Here is a 16,677-nt window from a genome sequence, read left to right as displayed (position 1 = left end):
TGCCATCGCCAACTGCGATAATCGCGCCATGAACGATGCCGCACTTGCCCCCGATGTCTCCGCCGCGCTGGCGCATGGCCTGCAGGCCCAATCCCTGGAGGCGGATTTCGCCGCGCCGCTGCTGCGCTATCTCGCACTGCTGGTGCGCTGGAACAAGACCTACAACCTCACCGCCGTGCGCGACCCGCGCGAGATGGTCACCCGCCATCTGCTCGATTCGCTGGCCATGCAGCCCTACATCGCCAGCGGCACGCTGGCCGATCTGGGCACCGGCCCCGGCCTGCCCGGCATCCCGCTGGCGATCACCCGCCCGCAGCTGCAGGTGACCCTGGTGGAAAGCAACGGCAAGAAGGCCCGGTTCATGCGCGAGGCCTTGCGTCACCTGGCGCTGCGCAATGCGCGCGTGGCCGAGTCGCGCGCCGAGGCGCTGGACGAGCCGGCTGCCTACGACCACCTCACTGCCCGCGCACTGGATACGTTGGCCGGCATCATCGCCGTCGGTGGTCACCTGCTGCGCCCGGGCGGCAGCCTGCTGGCGATGAAGGGCGTCTACCCGCACGAGGAGATCGCCGCGCTCCCGGCCGGCTGGACGCTGCGCGAGGTGCACCCGTTGCAGGTGCCCGGCCTGGAGGGCGAGCGGCATCTGGTGGTGGTGCGCAAGGCCTGAGCCATTCGGCCTTCAGCTGCCCTCACCCCAACCCTCTCCCGCAGGCGGGAGAGGGAGCGAGCAGCGTCCCCGACAAGCTCAGCGCCTGCCTTCGCTGGATAAGCACACCAGTCCCCTTTCCCCGCCCTTGACGAGCACACCAGCTCCCTTCCCCCGCCCTTGAGGAGCACACCAGCTCCTTTCCCCCGCCTTTGAGGAGCACACCCGCTCCCTTCCCCGGCCCTTGACGAGCACAGCAGCTCCCTTCCCCCGCCTGCGGGGGAAGGTGCCCGCAGGGCGGATGGGGGCAGCGCCGACACTAGCCATGCCCCTGCACCAGCCCGCGCTGGGACTTCCGGCCCATGGCAGCTCACGTGCGGGCTGCCATGATCGGGCGTTCGCTCCAGATCAGGCTTTCCGCACGTGACCTCTCCGCTTGCCACCGCCCTCGCACTCGCCCTGTTGGGTGCCTCGTTCGCCGCCACGACCCACGCTGCCACGCCGCCGGCTCCGGCCACACTGACCGCCGAAGCACCTGCCGACGCGCGCTTCCGCGCGATCTACGAGAAAGAGTGGGCATGGCGCCAGGCCGAGACCGGCCAGGCCGATGAAGACACCGATACCACCGGCGACAACACCAAGCTGCCGGATGTCGGCGTGGCCGCGCAGCAGGCGCGCCTGGCGGTGTGGGAGGGGGTGCTCAAGCAGCTCGACGGTATCGACCCGAAGCAGCTCTCGCCCGCCAACCGGATCAACCTTGCGATCTATCGCCCGCAGGTGGAAAACCTTGCCGCCGAAGTGCGCCTGCGCCTGTACGAGATGCCGTTCAATTCCGATAGCTCGTTCTGGTCCAACCTGGGCTTCATGGCGCAGCGGCCGATGAAGACCGCCGCCGAGTACCGCGCCTACATCGCGCGCCTGAACGATGTGCCGCGCTATTTCGATCAGCAGATCGCCAACATGCGCACCGGGCTGGCACGCGGTTTCAGCGTGCCGCGCGCGGTGCTGGACGGGCGCGATGTTTCCATCGCCACCGTCGCCGAGGTGAAGGACCCCACCGAGTCGACGTTCTACGCGCCGTTCAAGCAACTGCCGGCGCAGATCCCGGCTGCCGAGCAGGCGCAGCTACGCGCGCAGGCCAAGGCTGCGGTAAGCGGCGCGGTGCTTCCGGCCTACGCCAAACTGCTCACCTTCTTCCGCACCGACTACATGCCCAAGGCGCGCACCACGCTGGCGGCCGAAGCGCTGCCCGACGGCAAGGCGTTCTATCGCCAGCAAATCCGCGAATACACCACGCTGGAATTGACGCCCGAGCAGATCCACCAGATCGGCCTGGACGAGGTGGCGCGGATCCAGACCCAGATGAACGCCATCATCCAGCAGGTGGGTTTCAAGGGCAGCTTCGCGCAGTTCCTCGCCTTCCTGCGCACCGACCCGCAGTTCTATGCCAAGACGCCGCAGGAGCTGCTCGATCGCGCCGCGTGGATTTCCAAGCGGGTGGACGGGCAGGTCGGCAGGTTCATCGGCACGCTGCCGCGCGGGCGCTTCACCATCAAGCCGGTGCCGGCCGATATCGCCCCGTTCTGGACCGCCGGGCGCGGTGGCGCCACGACCTATTGGGTCAATACCTACAACCTGCCGTCGCGGCCGTTGTACAACCTGCCGGCGCTGACCTTGCACGAGTCCTCGCCCGGCCATTCCTTGCAGGGCTCGCTGGCGCTTGAGCAGGGCGAGCAGCCGGCGTTCCGGCGCGAAAACTACATCTCCGCCTATGGCGAAGGCTGGGCGCTGTATACCGAAAAACTCGGCCAGGAAATGGGCATCTACGAGACCCCGTACGAGGAATTCGGCCGGCTCACCTACGAGATGTGGCGCGCCTGCCGGCTGGTGATCGACACCGGCGTGCACCACGACGGCTGGACCCGCGAACAGGCGCTGGCCTATCTGCGCGACCGCACCGCGCTCAGCGAGCACGAAGTCACTACCGAAGTGGACCGCTACATCTCCTGGCCCGGCCAGGCGCTGAGCTACAAGCTGGGCGAGATCACCATCGTCAAGCTGCGCACCGAAGCCGAACGCGAACTGGGCGATCGTTTCGACATCAAGGCCTTCCATGACGTGGTGTTGAAGCAGGGCTCGGTCACCTTGCCGGTGCTGGAACAACAGGTGCGCGGCTTTATCGCCGAGAGCAAGGCGCGCCCGGTCAAGGCCAAGGCCGCCGCCGCGCCCTGACCGATGCGTGCGATACGGTCCCGGTGCAGCTAACGCCGCCGGGATCGATCGCCCCTGCGGCGGACCGGACGCACCGCTTCGGGGCAATCCCCATCCTCCTGGTGGCTGTGAATTGGTCGGTACGGCATCGCGGCCAGGGCCGCTCCTACCAGGCAGCAGGACCGGCGACCACGCTGTTGTAGGAGCGGCCCTGGCCGCGATGCCGTCCCGATGTCCTCACCGCCGCAAGCTCTGATCGGCCATTGGGACACCAGATGCCCGGCTTCGGCGGTTCATCCGCATCCTTCCGGTTGGCGTGAACTGGTCGGGACCGTCTCGCGGCCAGGTCCGTTCCTGCCAGGGCCGCCGGTGAGCGCCTTGCGCCCCGGATCGGGCACGGCGCTCGGGATGCGATTGTGTAACTGCCCTGGCCCCGATACGCTGCCGACCATGCTGCTGCGCCGCGCCCGCTTGTTGCACCCCCTGCTGCGCCTGATGGCGCTGGCAGTGCTTGCGTTGGGCGTGCTGGTCGCACCGGTGGCCTGTGCGCTGGGCGATGTGCATGCGCTGGCGCACGACCAGGCGCATCTGGACGACAGCGCGCCGCACGGCCACGACGGCGCCGACGAAGACGATGCCGGCGAGCGCGATGGTGCCGGCCTGCTGCACGCGCTGATGCACAGCGGGTATTGCCACGGGCATAGCCCGGCGATGCTGCCGGCAATGGCCTGGGGGCCCTTGCCGATGCGCACACACGCGCACCCGGTTGCGCTGACCACCGACTACCGCTCGCACCTGATCGAGACCTTGTTGCGTCCCCCGATCGCGGCCTGATGCCTTGCCGGCGGCTGCCGGCCTGTCCATCGATCCCGATTCGCGGAGACACCCTCATGTGGTTGCGACTGGCGGCATTTGCCGCCCTCGCGGTCGTGCCGTGCGCCATGGCGCAGGACGTACCGCCCCAAACTGTGCTGACCCTGGACGACGCCATCGCGCGCGTCGCCGACCAGCATCCCGATCTGCGTCTGGCCGACGGCCAGCAGGCCGTGCTCGCTGCCGAGGCGCAGCGCGACGCGTTGCGCCCGCCGCTACGCGTTGGCGCGGAGATCGAAAACGTGTTCGGCAGCGGGCCGACCCGCGCGCTGGACCAGGCCGAACTCACCGTCACCCTGGCCAGCGTGCTGGAACGCGGCGGCAAGCTGGATGCGCGCCGCACGCTGGCACAGGCACGCATCGATGCGCTGGCCCCGCAACGCGCCCTTGCGCGGCTGGATGTGCTGGCCGACGTGGCGCGGCGCTATCTGGCCATCAGCGCCGCCCGCCAGCGCCACACCATCGCGCTGGAAACCCTGGCGCAGCGCCAACGCACCGTGTCCGCCGCCCGCCAGCGGTTGCAGGCCGGCGCATCGCCCGAGTCGGTCCTGCTCACTGCACGCGCCCTGCAGTCGCGTGCGGAACTGGATCGCGACCGTGCGCAGCTGGAAGTGGCCGCTGCACGTCGGCAACTGGCGCTGCTGTGGGGCGCGCGCAGCATTGAGGCCGACCAGATCAGCGGCGATGCCCTGCAACTGCCGGCCATCCCCGAGTTCGAGGTACTGGCGCAATTACTCGACAGCACGCCGGAGCTGGCGCGCCTGAACAACGAGCAGCGCCTGCGCGATGCGCGGTTGCAGCTGGCCCGCAGCCAGGCCATCCCGGATCTGGACTGGCAGGTCGGTGTGCGCCGGCTCGAAGGCAACAACGCCACCGCCCTGGTCGGCAGTGTGTCGCTTGCACTGGGCAGCGCCGGTCGTGCGCAGCCCGAGATCCGCGCCGCGCAGGCCGAGCTGTCGCTACTGGACATCGAACGCCAATCGCAGGCCTTGCAGCTGTACGCCACCTTGGCCGACGCGCATGGGCGTTACCGTGCCGGCCAGCTGGAGGTGGCGCGCATGCGCGATGAAGTGCTGCCTGCGCTGGCACGTGCCGATGCCGCCGCAGAACGCGCCTATCGCGCCGGTGCCACCAGTTATCTGGATTGGGCGCAGCTGCAGGCGCAGCGCAGCGATGCACGGCAGCAGCAACTCGCTGCCGCAGTGGAAGCGCAGACCGCATTGATCGAGATCCAGCGGCTGACCGGCCAACCGTTTGTGGCCACGGCGGAGACGACTCCATGACCACGACCATCCGGCTGTACGCGCGGTTGCACGCCATTTTGTCCACCTCTGCGGATCCAACCTGCATCGCCGCCGCCGCCCGCTTGCGCACCGCTGCGTGCACGCGGCCGTATCGCACGCCGCCGCGCCCCTCATTTGCTGTATCGCTTGGCGCAGTGCGCCGGCATTCCAAAGGATTTCCTTCGATGAAGCCTTCTATTCTTGCGCCACTGCTGCTGGCGCTGCTACTCGGCGCTTGCGGCCGCGCCGATGACCACGCCCAGGGCCATGCAGGCAGCGAGGCCGGCCATGCCGAAGAGGGCAGCGGCGCCGAACACGCCGACGAGGCCAAAGGCAAACACGGCGGCCGGCTGCTCAGCCAGGACGGCGACAGCGTGGAGCTTGCGATCGCCGAAGACGGCCGCCCGCCGACATTCCAGGCCTGGCTCTATCGCGACGGCAAACCGTTACCGGCCAGCGCTGGCAGCGTACAGGTCAGGACCACGCGGCTGGGTGGAAAGGTCGACACCTATGCGCTGCGTGCGCAGGCCGACGGCAGCCTGCTGGCCGCCAGCGAAGTGGGCGAGCCGCATTCGTTCGACGTGGACGTGCGTGCCAGCGTGCAGGGCAAGACGCATCGCTGGACTTATTCCAGCTATGAAGGCCGCACCACGATTGCCGCCAGGATTGCGCAGGACGCCGGCATCCGCGTGGCGCCGGTGGGCGCCGGCAGCATCGCCGATCAGCATGAAGTGCAAGGTCTGCTGACGCCGGCAGAAGGGGCGCAGGCGCAGGCGACCGCGCGCTTTCCCGGGCCGGTACGCAGCCTGCGCGCCAATGTCGGCGATCAGGTACGTGCCGGCCAGGTGCTGGCCACGGTGGAGAGCAATCTCAGCCTGACCACCTACTCGGTCACCGCACCGATCAGCGGCACCGTGCTGGCGCGTAACGCCAGCCTGGGCAGCAACGCGGGTGAGGGCCAAGCGCTGTTCGAGATCGCGGATCTGTCGAACCTGTGGGTGGACCTGCACATCTTTGGCGCCGACGCGGGGCATATCGCCGCCGGCGCGCCGGTGACGGTGACGCGCATCAGCGATGGCGTGGTGGCGCAAACCACGCTGGAGCGCGTGTTGCCGGGCACGGCCACGGCCAGTCAGAGCACCGTGGCACGCGCGGTGTTGCGCAATACCGACGGGTCGTGGCGGCCAGGGTCGGCAGTGAAGGCGCGGGTGACGGTGGCCCAGCAGCCGGCAACGATGGTGGTGCCGGTGGGGGCGTTGCAGCAGTTTCGCGATTGGGAGGTGGTGTTCGTGCGCGTGGGCGATGTGTACGAAGCGCGGCCGGTGACCCTGGGCGCGCGCGATGCGCAACAGGTGCAGGTGGTGTCGGGTTTGGCGGTGGGCGATACGGTGGTGGTGGAGCAGAGCTATCTGGTCAAGGCCGACATCGAAAAGTCGGGGGCGTCGCATGATCATTGATCTGATGGTGAGAAGCGGTCGTGCGTGGCTGATCGAGGGTGTTTGTCGGGTGCAGGGGGGCATGCCAAGGCCAAGGCAAAGGCTTTCGCGCCCTGTCGGGCTGGGGCAAAGGCTTTCACGCCCTGGCGGGCGCGAGTCACTTTTTCTTTGCTTGTGCAAAGAAAAAGTAACCAAAAAGAAAGCACACCCCGTCCTCGCGCCCTCCGCGCCTGCGGCGCTGCGGGTTCGCAAGTCCGGCAGAAATTTTTGTAAGGGACATCCATGTCCCTTACAAAAACGTCGCGCATCCATGCGCGCCGCCCTGCGGGTTATATCTGCCGGCCTTGCCGCTGCGGTATGGGGCCCCGAAAGCAGACAACAGCAACAGCAACAGCAACAGCAACAACAACAGCAGCAACAACAACAGCAGCAACAACAACAGCAGCAACAACAGCAGCAACAACAGCAGCAACAACAACAGCAACAGCGCTGGTGTGCGGGTGGGTGTTTGGTTGGAGTGTTGCGGCGTGTCGCGATAGGGCGGCGGCGCTGTCTGTCCGTGTCACGACGAGGGGGGCGGCCGGCGCACTGTATTGCCATGTCTGCACGGAGGGGCCTGTCATGCTGACCAACATCATCCGGTTTGCGATCGCGCAGCGCTGGTTGATGCTGGCGTTGACGGGGGTGTTGATTGCGATCGGGGCATGGAGTTTTTCGCGCTTGCCGATCGATGCGACGCCGGACATCACCAATGTGCAGGTGCAGGTCAATACGGCTGCGCCGGGGTATTCGCCGTTGGAATCGGAGCAGCGGGTGACGTTTGTGCTGGAAACAGTGCTTGCGGGATTACCGGGGCTGGAGTCCACGCGCTCGTTGTCGCGCTACGGCTTGTCGCAGGTCACCGCCGTGTTTGCCGATGGCACCGATCTGTACTTTGCGCGGCAGCAGGTGGCCGAGCGTTTGCAGCAGGTCAAATCACAGCTGCCGGCCGAGCTGGAGCCGCAGCTGGGGCCGATCGCCACTGGCCTGGGCGAGATCTTCATGTACACCGTGGAGGCCAAGCCCAACGCGCGCAAACCCGATGGCACCGCGTGGACGGCCACCGACCTGCGCACCCTGCAGGATTGGGTGGTGCGGCCGCAGTTGCGCAATGTGCCCGGCGTGACCGAGGTCAATACCATCGGTGGCTACGCGCGGCAGATCCATATCACGCCCGATCCGGCGCGCCTGGTCGCACTGGGTTTCACGCTGGACGATGTCGCGCGCGCAGTGGAGGCGAACAATCGCAACATCGGTGCCGGCTATATCGAACGCAATGGACAGCAGTTCCTGGTGCGGGTGCCGGGGCAGGTGGATGACATCGCGCAGATCGGCGCGATCGTGCTGGATCGGCGCGAAGGTGTGCCGATCCGGGTGCGCGATGTGGCGCAGGTGGGCGAGGGCCGCGAGTTGCGCACCGGTGCGGCCACCCAGGACGGCAGCGAAGTGGTGCTGGGCACGGTGTTCATGCTGGTCGGCGCCAATAGCCGCACCGTGTCGCAGGCGGCTGCCGAGCGTTTGAAAGTGGCCAATGCCAGCTTGCCCGCCGGCGTGCAGGCGGTGCCGGTGTACGACCGCACCGCGCTGGTGGACCGCACCATCGTCACCGTTGCCAAGAACCTGATCGAAGGCGCCTTGCTGGTGATCGTGGTGCTGTTCCTGCTGCTGGGCAATGTGCGTGCGGCGTTGATTACCGCGGCGGTGATTCCATTGGCGATGTTGTTCACGCTCACCGGCATGGTGCGCGGTGGCGTGTCCGGCAACCTGATGAGCCTGGGCGCGCTGGATTTCGGCCTGATCGTCGATGGCGCGGTGATCATCGTGGAGAACTGCCTGCGCCGCTTCGGGCAAGCACAACTGCGCCTGGGGCGCGTGCTCGAGCGCGATGAGCGTTTCGAACTGACTGCCGACGCCACTGCAGAGGTGATCCGCCCCAGCCTGTTCGGCCTGGGCATCATCACCGCGGTGTATCTGCCGGTGTTCGCGCTCACCGGCATCGAAGGCAAGATGTTCCATCCGATGGCCATCACCGTGGTGCTGGCGCTGAGCGGGGCGATGTTGCTGTCGCTGACCTTCGTGCCGGCCGCGATCGCCTTGCTGCTCGGCGGCAAGGTGGCCGAGCACGAGAACCGCGCCATGCGCTGGGCGCGCGGCGTGTATGCGCCCCTGCTGGATCGCGCGCTGCGCCACGGCCGCTGGATCGGCATTGCGGCCCTTGCGACGGTGGCGTTATGCAGCGTGCTGGCCACGCGGCTGGGCAGCGAGTTCATCCCTAACCTGGATGAAGGCGATATTGCGCTGCATGCCTTGCGCATTCCCGGCACCAGCCTGGAACAGGCCATCACCATGCAATCCACCCTGGAAAAACGCATCAAGCAGTTTCCGGAAGTGGCGCATGTGTTCGGCAAGCTCGGCACCGCCGAAGTGGCCACCGACCCGATGCCGCCATCGGTGGCCGATACGTTCCTGATCATGCATCCGCGCGCGCAATGGCCGGATCCGCGCAAGTCCAAGGCGCAGTTGGTAGCCGAGATCGAAGCGGCGGTGAAGCAGTTGCCTGGCAACAACTACGAGTTCACCCAGCCGATCCAGATGCGCATGAACGAGCTGATTTCCGGCGTGCGCGCGGACGTGGCGATCAAGGTCTACGGCGACGATCTGCAGACCCTGGTGAAGCTGGGGCAGCGCGTGCAGGAGATCGCCAGCAGCGTGCCCGGGGCAGCCGATGTCAGTCTGGAACAGGCCACCGGCCTGCCGATGCTGGCAGTGGTGCCCGACCGCGCTGCACTGGCTGGCTACGGGCTCAATCCCGGCGTGGTACAGGACACCGTAGCCGCCGCGGTGGGTGGGCAGGCCGCCGGGCAATTGTTTGAAGGCGACCGCCGGTTCGACATCGTGGTACGGCTACCGGAGGGTCTGCGTCAGGACCCGGCCGCATTGGCGGATTTGCCGATCCCGTTGCGCGGCGATGGCGAGCGTGGCGATGCCGACGAATCCAGCCGCGCGGCCGGCTGGCGTAGCGGCGAGCCGACTACCGTACCGTTGCGTGAGGTTGCCAGGATTGAAACCGTCCTCGGCCCGAACCAGATCAATCGCGAAGACGGCAAGCGCCGCATCGTGATCACCGCCAATGTGCGCGATCGCGACCTGGGCAGTTTCGTGGCCGAGGTGCAGCAACGCGTGCAGGCCGAGGTGGCGCTGCCTACCGGCTACTGGATCGGCTACGGCGGCACCTTCGAGCAACTGATCTCCGCCGGCCAGCGCCTGGCCTGGGTGGTGCCGGGCACCTTGTTGCTGATCTTCGCGCTGTTGTACTGGTCGTTCGGTTCGTTGCGCGATGCGGTGGTGGTGTTCAGCGGCGTGCCGTTGGCGTTGACCGGCGGGGTCGTGGCGTTGGCCATGCGCGGGTTGGCGTTATCGATCTCGGCCGGTGTCGGCTTCATCGCGTTGTCGGGCGTGGCGGTGCTCAACGGCCTGGTGATGATCGCCTTCGTGCGCAGTTTGCGTGCGCAGGGCATGCCGCTGGAGCAGGCCTTGCGTGAGGGCGCATTGAGTCGCCTGCGGCCGGTCTTGATGACCGCACTGGTGGCTGCGCTCGGCTTCGTGCCGATGGCCTTCAACGTCGGCGCCGGTGCGGAAGTGCAGCGCCCGCTGGCGACGGTGGTGATCGGCGGCATCGTCTCGTCCACCTTGCTGACCTTGCTGGTGCTGCCGGTGCTGTACCGCTGGTTGCACCGTGCGCGGTCGCAGCCCGCCACATCGGTTGAGGCGGCACGGCCGCAGGCAGGCACGCCATGAGCGGGTCCTGCTGCGGCTGCGGCAAGACGCTGGAGGTGGCGGCGATGCAGGCCCGTCAACGGCGCGTGCTGTGGTGGGTGCTGGCGATCAATGCCGGCAGCTTCGCGCTGATGCTGGCCGGCGCGCTGCACAGTGGCGCCGCGGCGCTGCTGTCCGGCAGCCTGGATAACCTGGGCGATGCGTTGACCTATGCGTTGAGCCTGGCGGTGGTGGGCGCCAGCCTGGCGGCCAAGGCGCGGGTGGCCTTGCTCAAGGCCGGGCTGATCCTGCTGGCCGCGCTGGCGGTGGCGGCCGAGATCGGCTGGAAGCTGGCCCACCCGCAGCTGCCGTTGTTCCAGAGCATGGGGCTGGTGGCGGCGCTGAACTTCGCCGCCAACCTGCTGTGCCTGCGCCTGCTGTGGCCGTACCGTACCGGCGACATCAACCTGGCCTCGGCCTGGGCCTGCTCGCGCAACGATGTCTACGAGGGCGTCGCGGTGCTGGCTGCCAGTGCCGGGGTCTGGGCGTTCGGTCGCGGCTGGCCCGATGTGGTGATCGCGGTGGCATTGCTGCTGCTGTTCCTGCGCTCGGCGTGGCAGGTGGCACGCGGCGCATTGGCGGAGCTGCGTCGGGTCGCGGTGATGGCGCAAGCCGGCGACGGCTGACCCATTGCTACGGTCGGGCGAGGCACCACGGCGGCGCTAGCGGCAGCGTGCTGTAAGTGCTTGCGGCACATGGGAAAGCCGTGCATAATGCGCGGCTCGCTGTGCCCGGATCGCTCCGGATGGCGGTACCCAGCGCGATGGGGTTGCCGGCCGGTTCCAGCGTAAGTTCTTGATTCCCAACGTTGCGTGGCAGCTTGACGCTGTCGGGGCCGCCGCTCCCCAGGCTATGGGTGGCAATTCATTTATCGAGGTGCGTAATGTCCCGCGTATGCCAAGTGTCCGGCAAGCGTGTGCAGACGGGTAACAACGTCTCCCACGCAAACAACAGAACCCGTCGTCGCTTCCTGCCCAACCTGCACGAGCGCCGTTTCTGGGTCGCCAGCGAAAACCGCTGGGTGAAGCTCCGTGTCTCCGCGCATGCATTGCGCACCATCGACAAGAACGGGATCGATGCCGTTCTGAAAGAGCTGCGTGCGCGCGGCGAAAAGGTCTGAGGAGTAAGCAGTCATGGCAAAAGGCAAGCGTGACAAGATTCGTATGATTTCCTCGGCCGCTACCGGCCACTTCTACACCACGGACAAGAACAAGAAAAACACTCCGGGGAAGATGGAAATGATGAAATACGACCCGGTCGTGCGTAAGCACGTGATGTACAAGGAAGGCAAGATCAAGTAATCCACCGATTACCGATCTGTATCCAGCAAGCACCCGCCGAAAGGCGGGTGTTTGCGTTTGTGGAGTGTTGCGGGGTTTGATCGCAACAATGGTTTAAGTACGCGCACTTCCTGGGCCACTCCACCTCCGCCCCTGCGGGGCACCCTCTCCCGATGGGGGAAGGGAGCGAGACGTCGTTTTTCCGATTGCACGCACCGCTAGCAGTTTGCAGTTCGAGGCGAAGCAGTCGGTGTTTTACTTCTGAAGGCGCTTGGCGACGCGTTTGACGTCGCAGGCGGTGACCGCTCTCCGAGGCGCCCCACATCCGCCCCTGCGGGGCACCTTCTCCCGATGGGAGAAGGCAGCACCGCTACAGTCCCCGCGCACGCAGCTGTGCGTCCAGGCGCGGGTACACCCGCCGCGCGTTGCCTTCGAACACCTTGCGTTTGTCGGCATCGGAAATCGCCAATGCGTCGATGTAACGCTTGGTGTCGTCGAAGTAGTGACCTGTCTGCGGGTCGATACCGCGCACCGCGCCGACCATTTCCGAGCCGAACAGGATGTTGTCGATGTCGATGACTTCGAACAGCAGGTCGACGCCGGGCTGGTGGTACACGCAGGTGTCGAAGAAGACATTGCGCATCACGTGCGTGGATAACGGCGGTTTGCCCAACATGTCGGCCAGGCCGCGGAAGCGGCCCCAGTGATACGGAACGGCGCCACCACCGTGCGGGATGATGAAGCGCAGCTGCGGAAAATCAGCGAACAGGTCGCCTTCCAGAAACTGCATGAACGCGGTGGTGTCGGCATTGAGGTAGTGCGCGCCGGTGGCGTGGAAATTGGCATTGCAACTGCCCGAGACGTGCACCATTGCCGGCACATCCAGCTCGACCATTTTTTCGAAGAACGGGTACCAGGCGCGATCGGTCAAAGGCAGGCCGGTCCAGTGGCCGCCGGACGGGTCGGGATTGAGGTTGCAGCCGACAAACCCGAGCTCGGTGACGCACCGTTCCAGCTCCTTGATCGACTGTGCGATCGACACGCCCGGCGACTGCGGTAGCTGACACACGCCAATAAAGGTGTGCGGATACAGCTGCACCACCCGCCCGATCAGGTCATTGCAATGCCGCGTCCACACCTGGCTCACCGCTTCATCGCCGATGTGGTGCGCCATGGTGCTGGCACGTGGCGAGAAGATCGTCATGTCCGCACCGCGCTCGCGCAGCAGGCGCAATTGATGCTGTTCGACGCTTTCGCGAAGTTGATCGTCGGAAATGTGCGGATAGGCCGGCACCGGCAGGCTTGCGTCGTTGTAATGGGCAATCTGCGCCTTGCGAAACGCATCGTGTGCAGCCGGTGCGGTGGTGTAGTGGCCGTGGCAGTCGATGATCATGGCAATGCTCGTTGAAGTGCGAATCGGAACCGGCGCACGCAGTCTGGCGAACGCATGCAGCGCGCGGTGGCGGTCGACGCTGTGCATGCGCGGCCGCCAGTCGAGTGTGGTCGCTGAGCCTGTGCGTCATCGTCATCGTCATCGTCATCGTCATCCACATCGACGAGCGCAGCTCCGGAACGTATTTCGGGCGGTGTGCGACGGTCTGACGACGACGCGTCTGGCTGCGCGTGCCGCGGGTGCAGCGTGACCTGTCTCACCCTGCACCCCAGGCAGCGCGATGCGCCCACCACGTAGGAGCGCACCCGGGCGCGACCGGCACCCGATCCGCGCTGCCTATGCAGCGAAACCACCCGACATGCGCCGGACAGGCAAGACGTTGCCGCGATGCGGGGGGCATTGCGCGGAGACACGATCCGCAGCGTCGCACGCGCGCGTGTGCATCGCGGTGCGGGCGACGCCGGCAGCGCACCGACGATCGCGTGCTTGCAGGGTGCGCACCACAACGCGCCTGCTCAGGCGGGGTTGAGGTCGCTAAGCCCGCCCGATGCTGGCAACGACGCTCACCCAAACACCACCCCATCGAACAACTTGCGTGCAGTCCTGACGACTGCGGCGCGTACCACCGCGCCGTGTGCGTCGCGTTCGATGACGCAGCCAGTCGTCCCGCTGGGGTGCTCGACCTCCAACTGCTGGATGCTGCCGCCCGGCAGCAGCGCCAGTGCATGCGCGGGCGACTCCGGCAGCAGGCAGGCCGTGGCGACGGTGACGGCGCCGAGCACGCCGATCGAGGCATGGCAGCGGTGCGGGATGAACGAGCGCACGCTGATCGCGCCACCGTTGCGCGGCGCGGCCACCAGCATCATCTTCGGCACGGTCGCGGCGCCGACATCGCCCAGCTGCATCAGGGGGCCGGCCTGCAGGCGAATGGACTCCAGCCGCGCCTTGAGAACCTCGTGCGCATCCAGTGTGGCGCGATCTTCATACCCGCTGATCCCGAGATCGCCGGCGCGCATCACCACGCATGGCATGCCATTGTCGATCAGCGTTACCGCCACGCCATCGAGCGTGTCCACGGCGTGCCCGCTCGGCAACAGCGTGCCGCAGGAAGCGCCCGCAATCCCGGCGAATGCCAAGGCAATGGGCGCGGCCGTGCCCGGCACGCCGTCGATGCGCGCGTCGCCCGCATAAGTGACCCGGCCACCGGGCGTGCGCACGGTGGCCGTTGCCAGGGTGCCGGTGTTGCGCATGAAGATGCGCACGTCGGTCTGCCCGTCGCGAGTAGGCAGCAGGCCGCGTTCCAGCGCGAACGGGGCCACCCCGGCCAGCATGTTGCCGCAGTTCTGCGCATCGCTGACCTGCGCCTGCTCGACCGCCACTTGCAAGAACAGGTAGTCCACATCGGCATCGGCGCGTGTGGAGCGCGACACCACCGCGACCTTGGAGGTGAGCGGGTCGGCGCCGCCCATGCCGTCGATCTGACGCAGGTCCGGCGAGCCGTAGGCGCGCAGCAGGAATGCATCGCGTGCGGCGGTGTCGACGGGCAAGTCCTCGGCCAGGAAAAAGCCGCCCTTGGAGGTGCCGCCGCGCATCCACATCGCGCGCACCTGCTCAGACATAGCGCAGGCCCTTGGCGGCCAGACGCTCGCGCATGGCGTAGATATCCAGGCCCAGTTCGCCGCGCGCCAGGCGCTCGCGCTTGATCAGTTCGCGCGCTTCGCGGGCCTGCGCTTCGGCCAATACCTCTGCCGCCGTGGCGCGCGGCACCACGCACACGCCATCGTCGTCGGCCACCACGACATCGCCTGGCTGGACAAGCTGTCCGGCGCAGACCAGCGGTACGTTGACCGAGCCCAGCGTCTCCTTGATGGTGCCCTGCGCGCAGACGGCGCGGCTCCAGGCCGGGAATTGCATGGCGGTGAGGTCGCGCACGTCGCGTACGCCGGCATCGATGATCAGCCCGCGGCAGCCGCGCGCCTGCGCCGAGGTGGCCAGCAGATCGCCGAAGTATCCGTCGCAGCAGTCGCTGGTAGGCGCCACCACCAGCACGTCGCCGGGCTGCAGTTGCTCGATGGCGACGTGCATCATCCAGTTGTCGCCCGGGGGAACCGAGACGGTGACGGCGGTGCCGGCGACGCGGCAGCCGGCGTAGATCGGGCGCAACCGGTGATGCAACAGGCCGCTGCGGCCCTGCGCCTCGTGCACCGTGGCAACGCCGGCCTGGGCCAGGCCGTCCGCGAGGGCGATCGGGGTGCGCGCAACCTGGGTGACGACCTGGCTCATCCATCCATCCTCGTTAGTGCTGCGCGGAGTCTGAGCGGCAAGAGTCAACCAGCTCAACATTCATTTGAGGTATGCGTATTGGTTTTGCTTATAGTTAGAGCATGCCGCCGATGCCCGAACCGAACCTGCGCCATCTGTATGCCCTGGTCGTGGTGCACCGGCTTGGCAGCATCAGTGCGGCGGCGCCGCAGGTGAATCTGTCGCAGCCGGCCCTGACCCAGGCGGTGGCCCGCCTGGAACAGCAACTGGGCGTGCGGCTGTTCGAGCGGCAGCCTGGCGGCATGGCCGCCACCGAGGCCACCCAGTTGGTGGTACCGCGGATCGCGCGCGCGCTGGCGCATCTGGACCGTGGCATCCGGGTGGCGCGACGTGCGCTGCGGTTGCCGGCGCGGCCCGGTCTGGAGCGGCGGGTGTCGCTGGGACAGCTGCAGGCGCTGGTGGCGGTGGACGTGGCAGGCAGCTATTCGCTGGCGGGGGTGCAACTGGGCGTGTCGCAGCCGGCGGTCTACCGCGCAGTGCAGGCACTGGCCGATGTGATCGAGGTGCCGCTGACCATGCGCCGCGGCAAGGCGATGCAGCCCACGCCGGTGGCGGAGCGGCTGCTGCGGCAGGTGCGGCTGGCGCTGGCGGAGGTGCGCGCCGCGCTCGACGAAGTGGCCGCCCTGCGCTCGCACGATGCCGGGCGGGTGGTGGTGGGAGTGATGCCGCTGGCGCGGGCGATCCTGTTGCCCCAGGCGCTGGCGCGGTTTGCGCGTGCGCACCCGGCCGCCAGCATCAGCGTGGTCGAAGCCCCGTATGCGCAGTTGCTGGCGCATCTGCGCGAGGGCGGGCTGGACCTGCTGATCGGTGCGCTACGCGACCCGTTGCCGGTGCGCGACGTGCTGCAGGAGCCGCTGTTCGACGACGAGCCGGTGATCGTGGCGCGCAGCGGGCACCCGTTGGCCGGCAAGGCGTACGCCTTTGCGCAGCTGCTCGACTACCCATGGGTGATGGCCGCAGCGGGCACGCCGGTGCGTGAGCGCTGGGAGCGCATGTTCCGCGATCGGCAGCTGCAGCCGCCGCCGCTACGCATCGAATGCGGTGCGGAGCTCACCGTGCGCGGGCTGCTGCTGGAAGACGACTGGCTGACCCTGATGTCGCGCGACCAGTTCCTGTTCGAGCGCCGCGCCGGCCTGTTGCGCGAGATCGGCAGCGCCGGGCCGCGCTTGCGTCGGCAGATCGGCATGACCACGCGCAGCGACTGGCACCCCACGCGTGCGCAGACCGCCTTCGTGCAGACGCTGCGGCAGGTGTGCGCCGAGCGCGTGCATCCTGGGTCGGCAGATGCCGGCCCGTTTCGCCATTGCATCCAGCCGGCGGGCACTGCGCCGTTGCGTTTACCCGCAGCCGGGTCAGAATCGGCTTCCTCATGAACATG

General features: G+C 67.4%; 14 protein-coding genes. 10 read left to right on the top strand and 4 right to left on the bottom strand.

Translation table 11 applies throughout. The features are described from left to right. The first annotated feature begins 28 nt into the window (after positions 1-28). From rsmG to VZ068_RS20575, 5 genes are all read left to right on the top strand, one after another. Entirely contained in the window at positions 29-667 is a 639-nt protein-coding gene (gene rsmG, locus VZ068_RS20595; protein WP_259167224.1) for a 16S rRNA (guanine(527)-N(7))-methyltransferase RsmG, read from the top strand. A 402-nt stretch (positions 668-1,069) separates the two neighbouring features. Then, positions 1,070-2,878 carry a DUF885 family protein gene (locus VZ068_RS20590; protein ID WP_349656348.1) on the top strand — a complete coding sequence of 603 codons (1,809 nt, stop codon included), beginning with the start codon at positions 1,070-1,072 and terminating at the stop codon, positions 2,876-2,878. A 429-nt stretch (positions 2,879-3,307) separates the two neighbouring features. Next, the gene (locus tag VZ068_RS20585; RefSeq protein WP_259157689.1) at positions 3,308-3,691 is read left to right on the top strand and encodes a hypothetical protein; all 384 of its coding nucleotides are present in this window, start codon (positions 3,308-3,310) and stop codon (positions 3,689-3,691) included. 56 nt (positions 3,692-3,747) lie between these two features. After that, complete coding sequence (locus tag VZ068_RS20580; protein WP_349656347.1) at positions 3,748-5,013, top strand: TolC family protein; 1,266 nt, start codon at positions 3,748-3,750, stop codon at positions 5,011-5,013. 185 nt (positions 5,014-5,198) lie between these two features. Next, positions 5,199-6,470, top strand: a complete 1,272-nt coding sequence (locus tag VZ068_RS20575) for an efflux RND transporter periplasmic adaptor subunit (protein WP_349656346.1) — start codon at positions 5,199-5,201, stop codon at positions 6,468-6,470. A 268-nt stretch (positions 6,471-6,738) separates the two neighbouring features. On the opposite strand, the gene VZ068_RS20570 is transcribed toward VZ068_RS20575, so the two are convergent. Next, positions 6,739-6,933, bottom strand: a complete 195-nt coding sequence (locus tag VZ068_RS20570) for a hypothetical protein (RefSeq protein WP_349657795.1) — start codon at positions 6,931-6,933, stop codon at positions 6,739-6,741. Positions 6,934-7,070: 137 nt separating this feature from the next. On the opposite strand from VZ068_RS20570, the gene VZ068_RS20565 reads away from it, so the two are divergent. The 4 genes from VZ068_RS20565 (at position 7,071) to rpmG (ending at position 11,605) form a co-directional block, all read left to right on the top strand. Further along, positions 7,071-10,286: a CusA/CzcA family heavy metal efflux RND transporter gene (locus tag VZ068_RS20565; RefSeq protein ID WP_349656345.1), complete on the top strand. Its 3,216-nt coding sequence runs from the start codon at positions 7,071-7,073 to the stop codon at positions 10,284-10,286. After that, positions 10,283-10,930: a cation transporter gene (locus VZ068_RS20560; RefSeq protein ID WP_349656344.1), complete on the top strand. Its 648-nt coding sequence runs from the start codon at positions 10,283-10,285 to the stop codon at positions 10,928-10,930. Before VZ068_RS20565 ends, VZ068_RS20560 begins: the two co-directional genes overlap by 4 nt. Positions 10,931-11,187: 257 nt before the next feature. Beyond that, complete coding sequence (gene rpmB / locus VZ068_RS20555; protein ID WP_002809459.1) at positions 11,188-11,424, top strand: 50S ribosomal protein L28; 237 nt, start codon at positions 11,188-11,190, stop codon at positions 11,422-11,424. Between the two features lie 13 nt (positions 11,425-11,437). Continuing rightward, positions 11,438-11,605 carry a 50S ribosomal protein L33 gene (rpmG, locus tag VZ068_RS20550; RefSeq protein WP_002809462.1) on the top strand — a complete coding sequence of 56 codons (168 nt, stop codon included), beginning with the start codon at positions 11,438-11,440 and terminating at the stop codon, positions 11,603-11,605. A gap of 349 nt (positions 11,606-11,954) precedes the next feature. On the opposite strand, the gene VZ068_RS20545 is transcribed toward rpmG, so the two are convergent. The 3 genes from VZ068_RS20545 to VZ068_RS20535 form a co-directional block, all read right to left on the bottom strand. Next, on the bottom strand, positions 11,955-12,977 hold the full coding sequence (locus tag VZ068_RS20545; protein ID WP_349656343.1) for an amidohydrolase family protein: 1,023 nt from the start codon (positions 12,975-12,977) through the stop codon (positions 11,955-11,957). A 563-nt stretch (positions 12,978-13,540) separates the two neighbouring features. Beyond that, positions 13,541-14,596, bottom strand: a complete 1,056-nt coding sequence (locus VZ068_RS20540; RefSeq protein WP_349656342.1) for a 4-oxalomesaconate tautomerase — start codon at positions 14,594-14,596, stop codon at positions 13,541-13,543. Further along, a complete protein-coding gene (locus VZ068_RS20535) occupies positions 14,589-15,260 on the bottom strand; it encodes a 4-carboxy-4-hydroxy-2-oxoadipate aldolase/oxaloacetate decarboxylase (protein WP_259157492.1) in 672 nt (223 codons plus the stop codon). Before VZ068_RS20535 ends, VZ068_RS20540 begins: the two co-directional genes overlap by 8 nt. 101 nt (positions 15,261-15,361) lie before the next feature. On the opposite strand from VZ068_RS20535, the gene VZ068_RS20530 reads away from it, so the two are divergent. Beyond that, positions 15,362-16,672, top strand: coding sequence for a LysR family transcriptional regulator (locus VZ068_RS20530; RefSeq protein WP_349656341.1), 1,311 nt, complete (start codon positions 15,362-15,364; stop codon positions 16,670-16,672). Positions 16,673-16,677 lie beyond the last annotated feature (5 nt).

The sequence above is a fragment of the Xanthomonas sp. 10-10 genome, assembly GCF_040182365.1.
Classification (GTDB): domain Bacteria; phylum Pseudomonadota; class Gammaproteobacteria; order Xanthomonadales; family Xanthomonadaceae; genus Xanthomonas; species Xanthomonas arboricola_F.
Note: the sequence above shows the minus strand (reverse complement) of the source record. Positions and strands in the feature narration are given on the sequence as shown.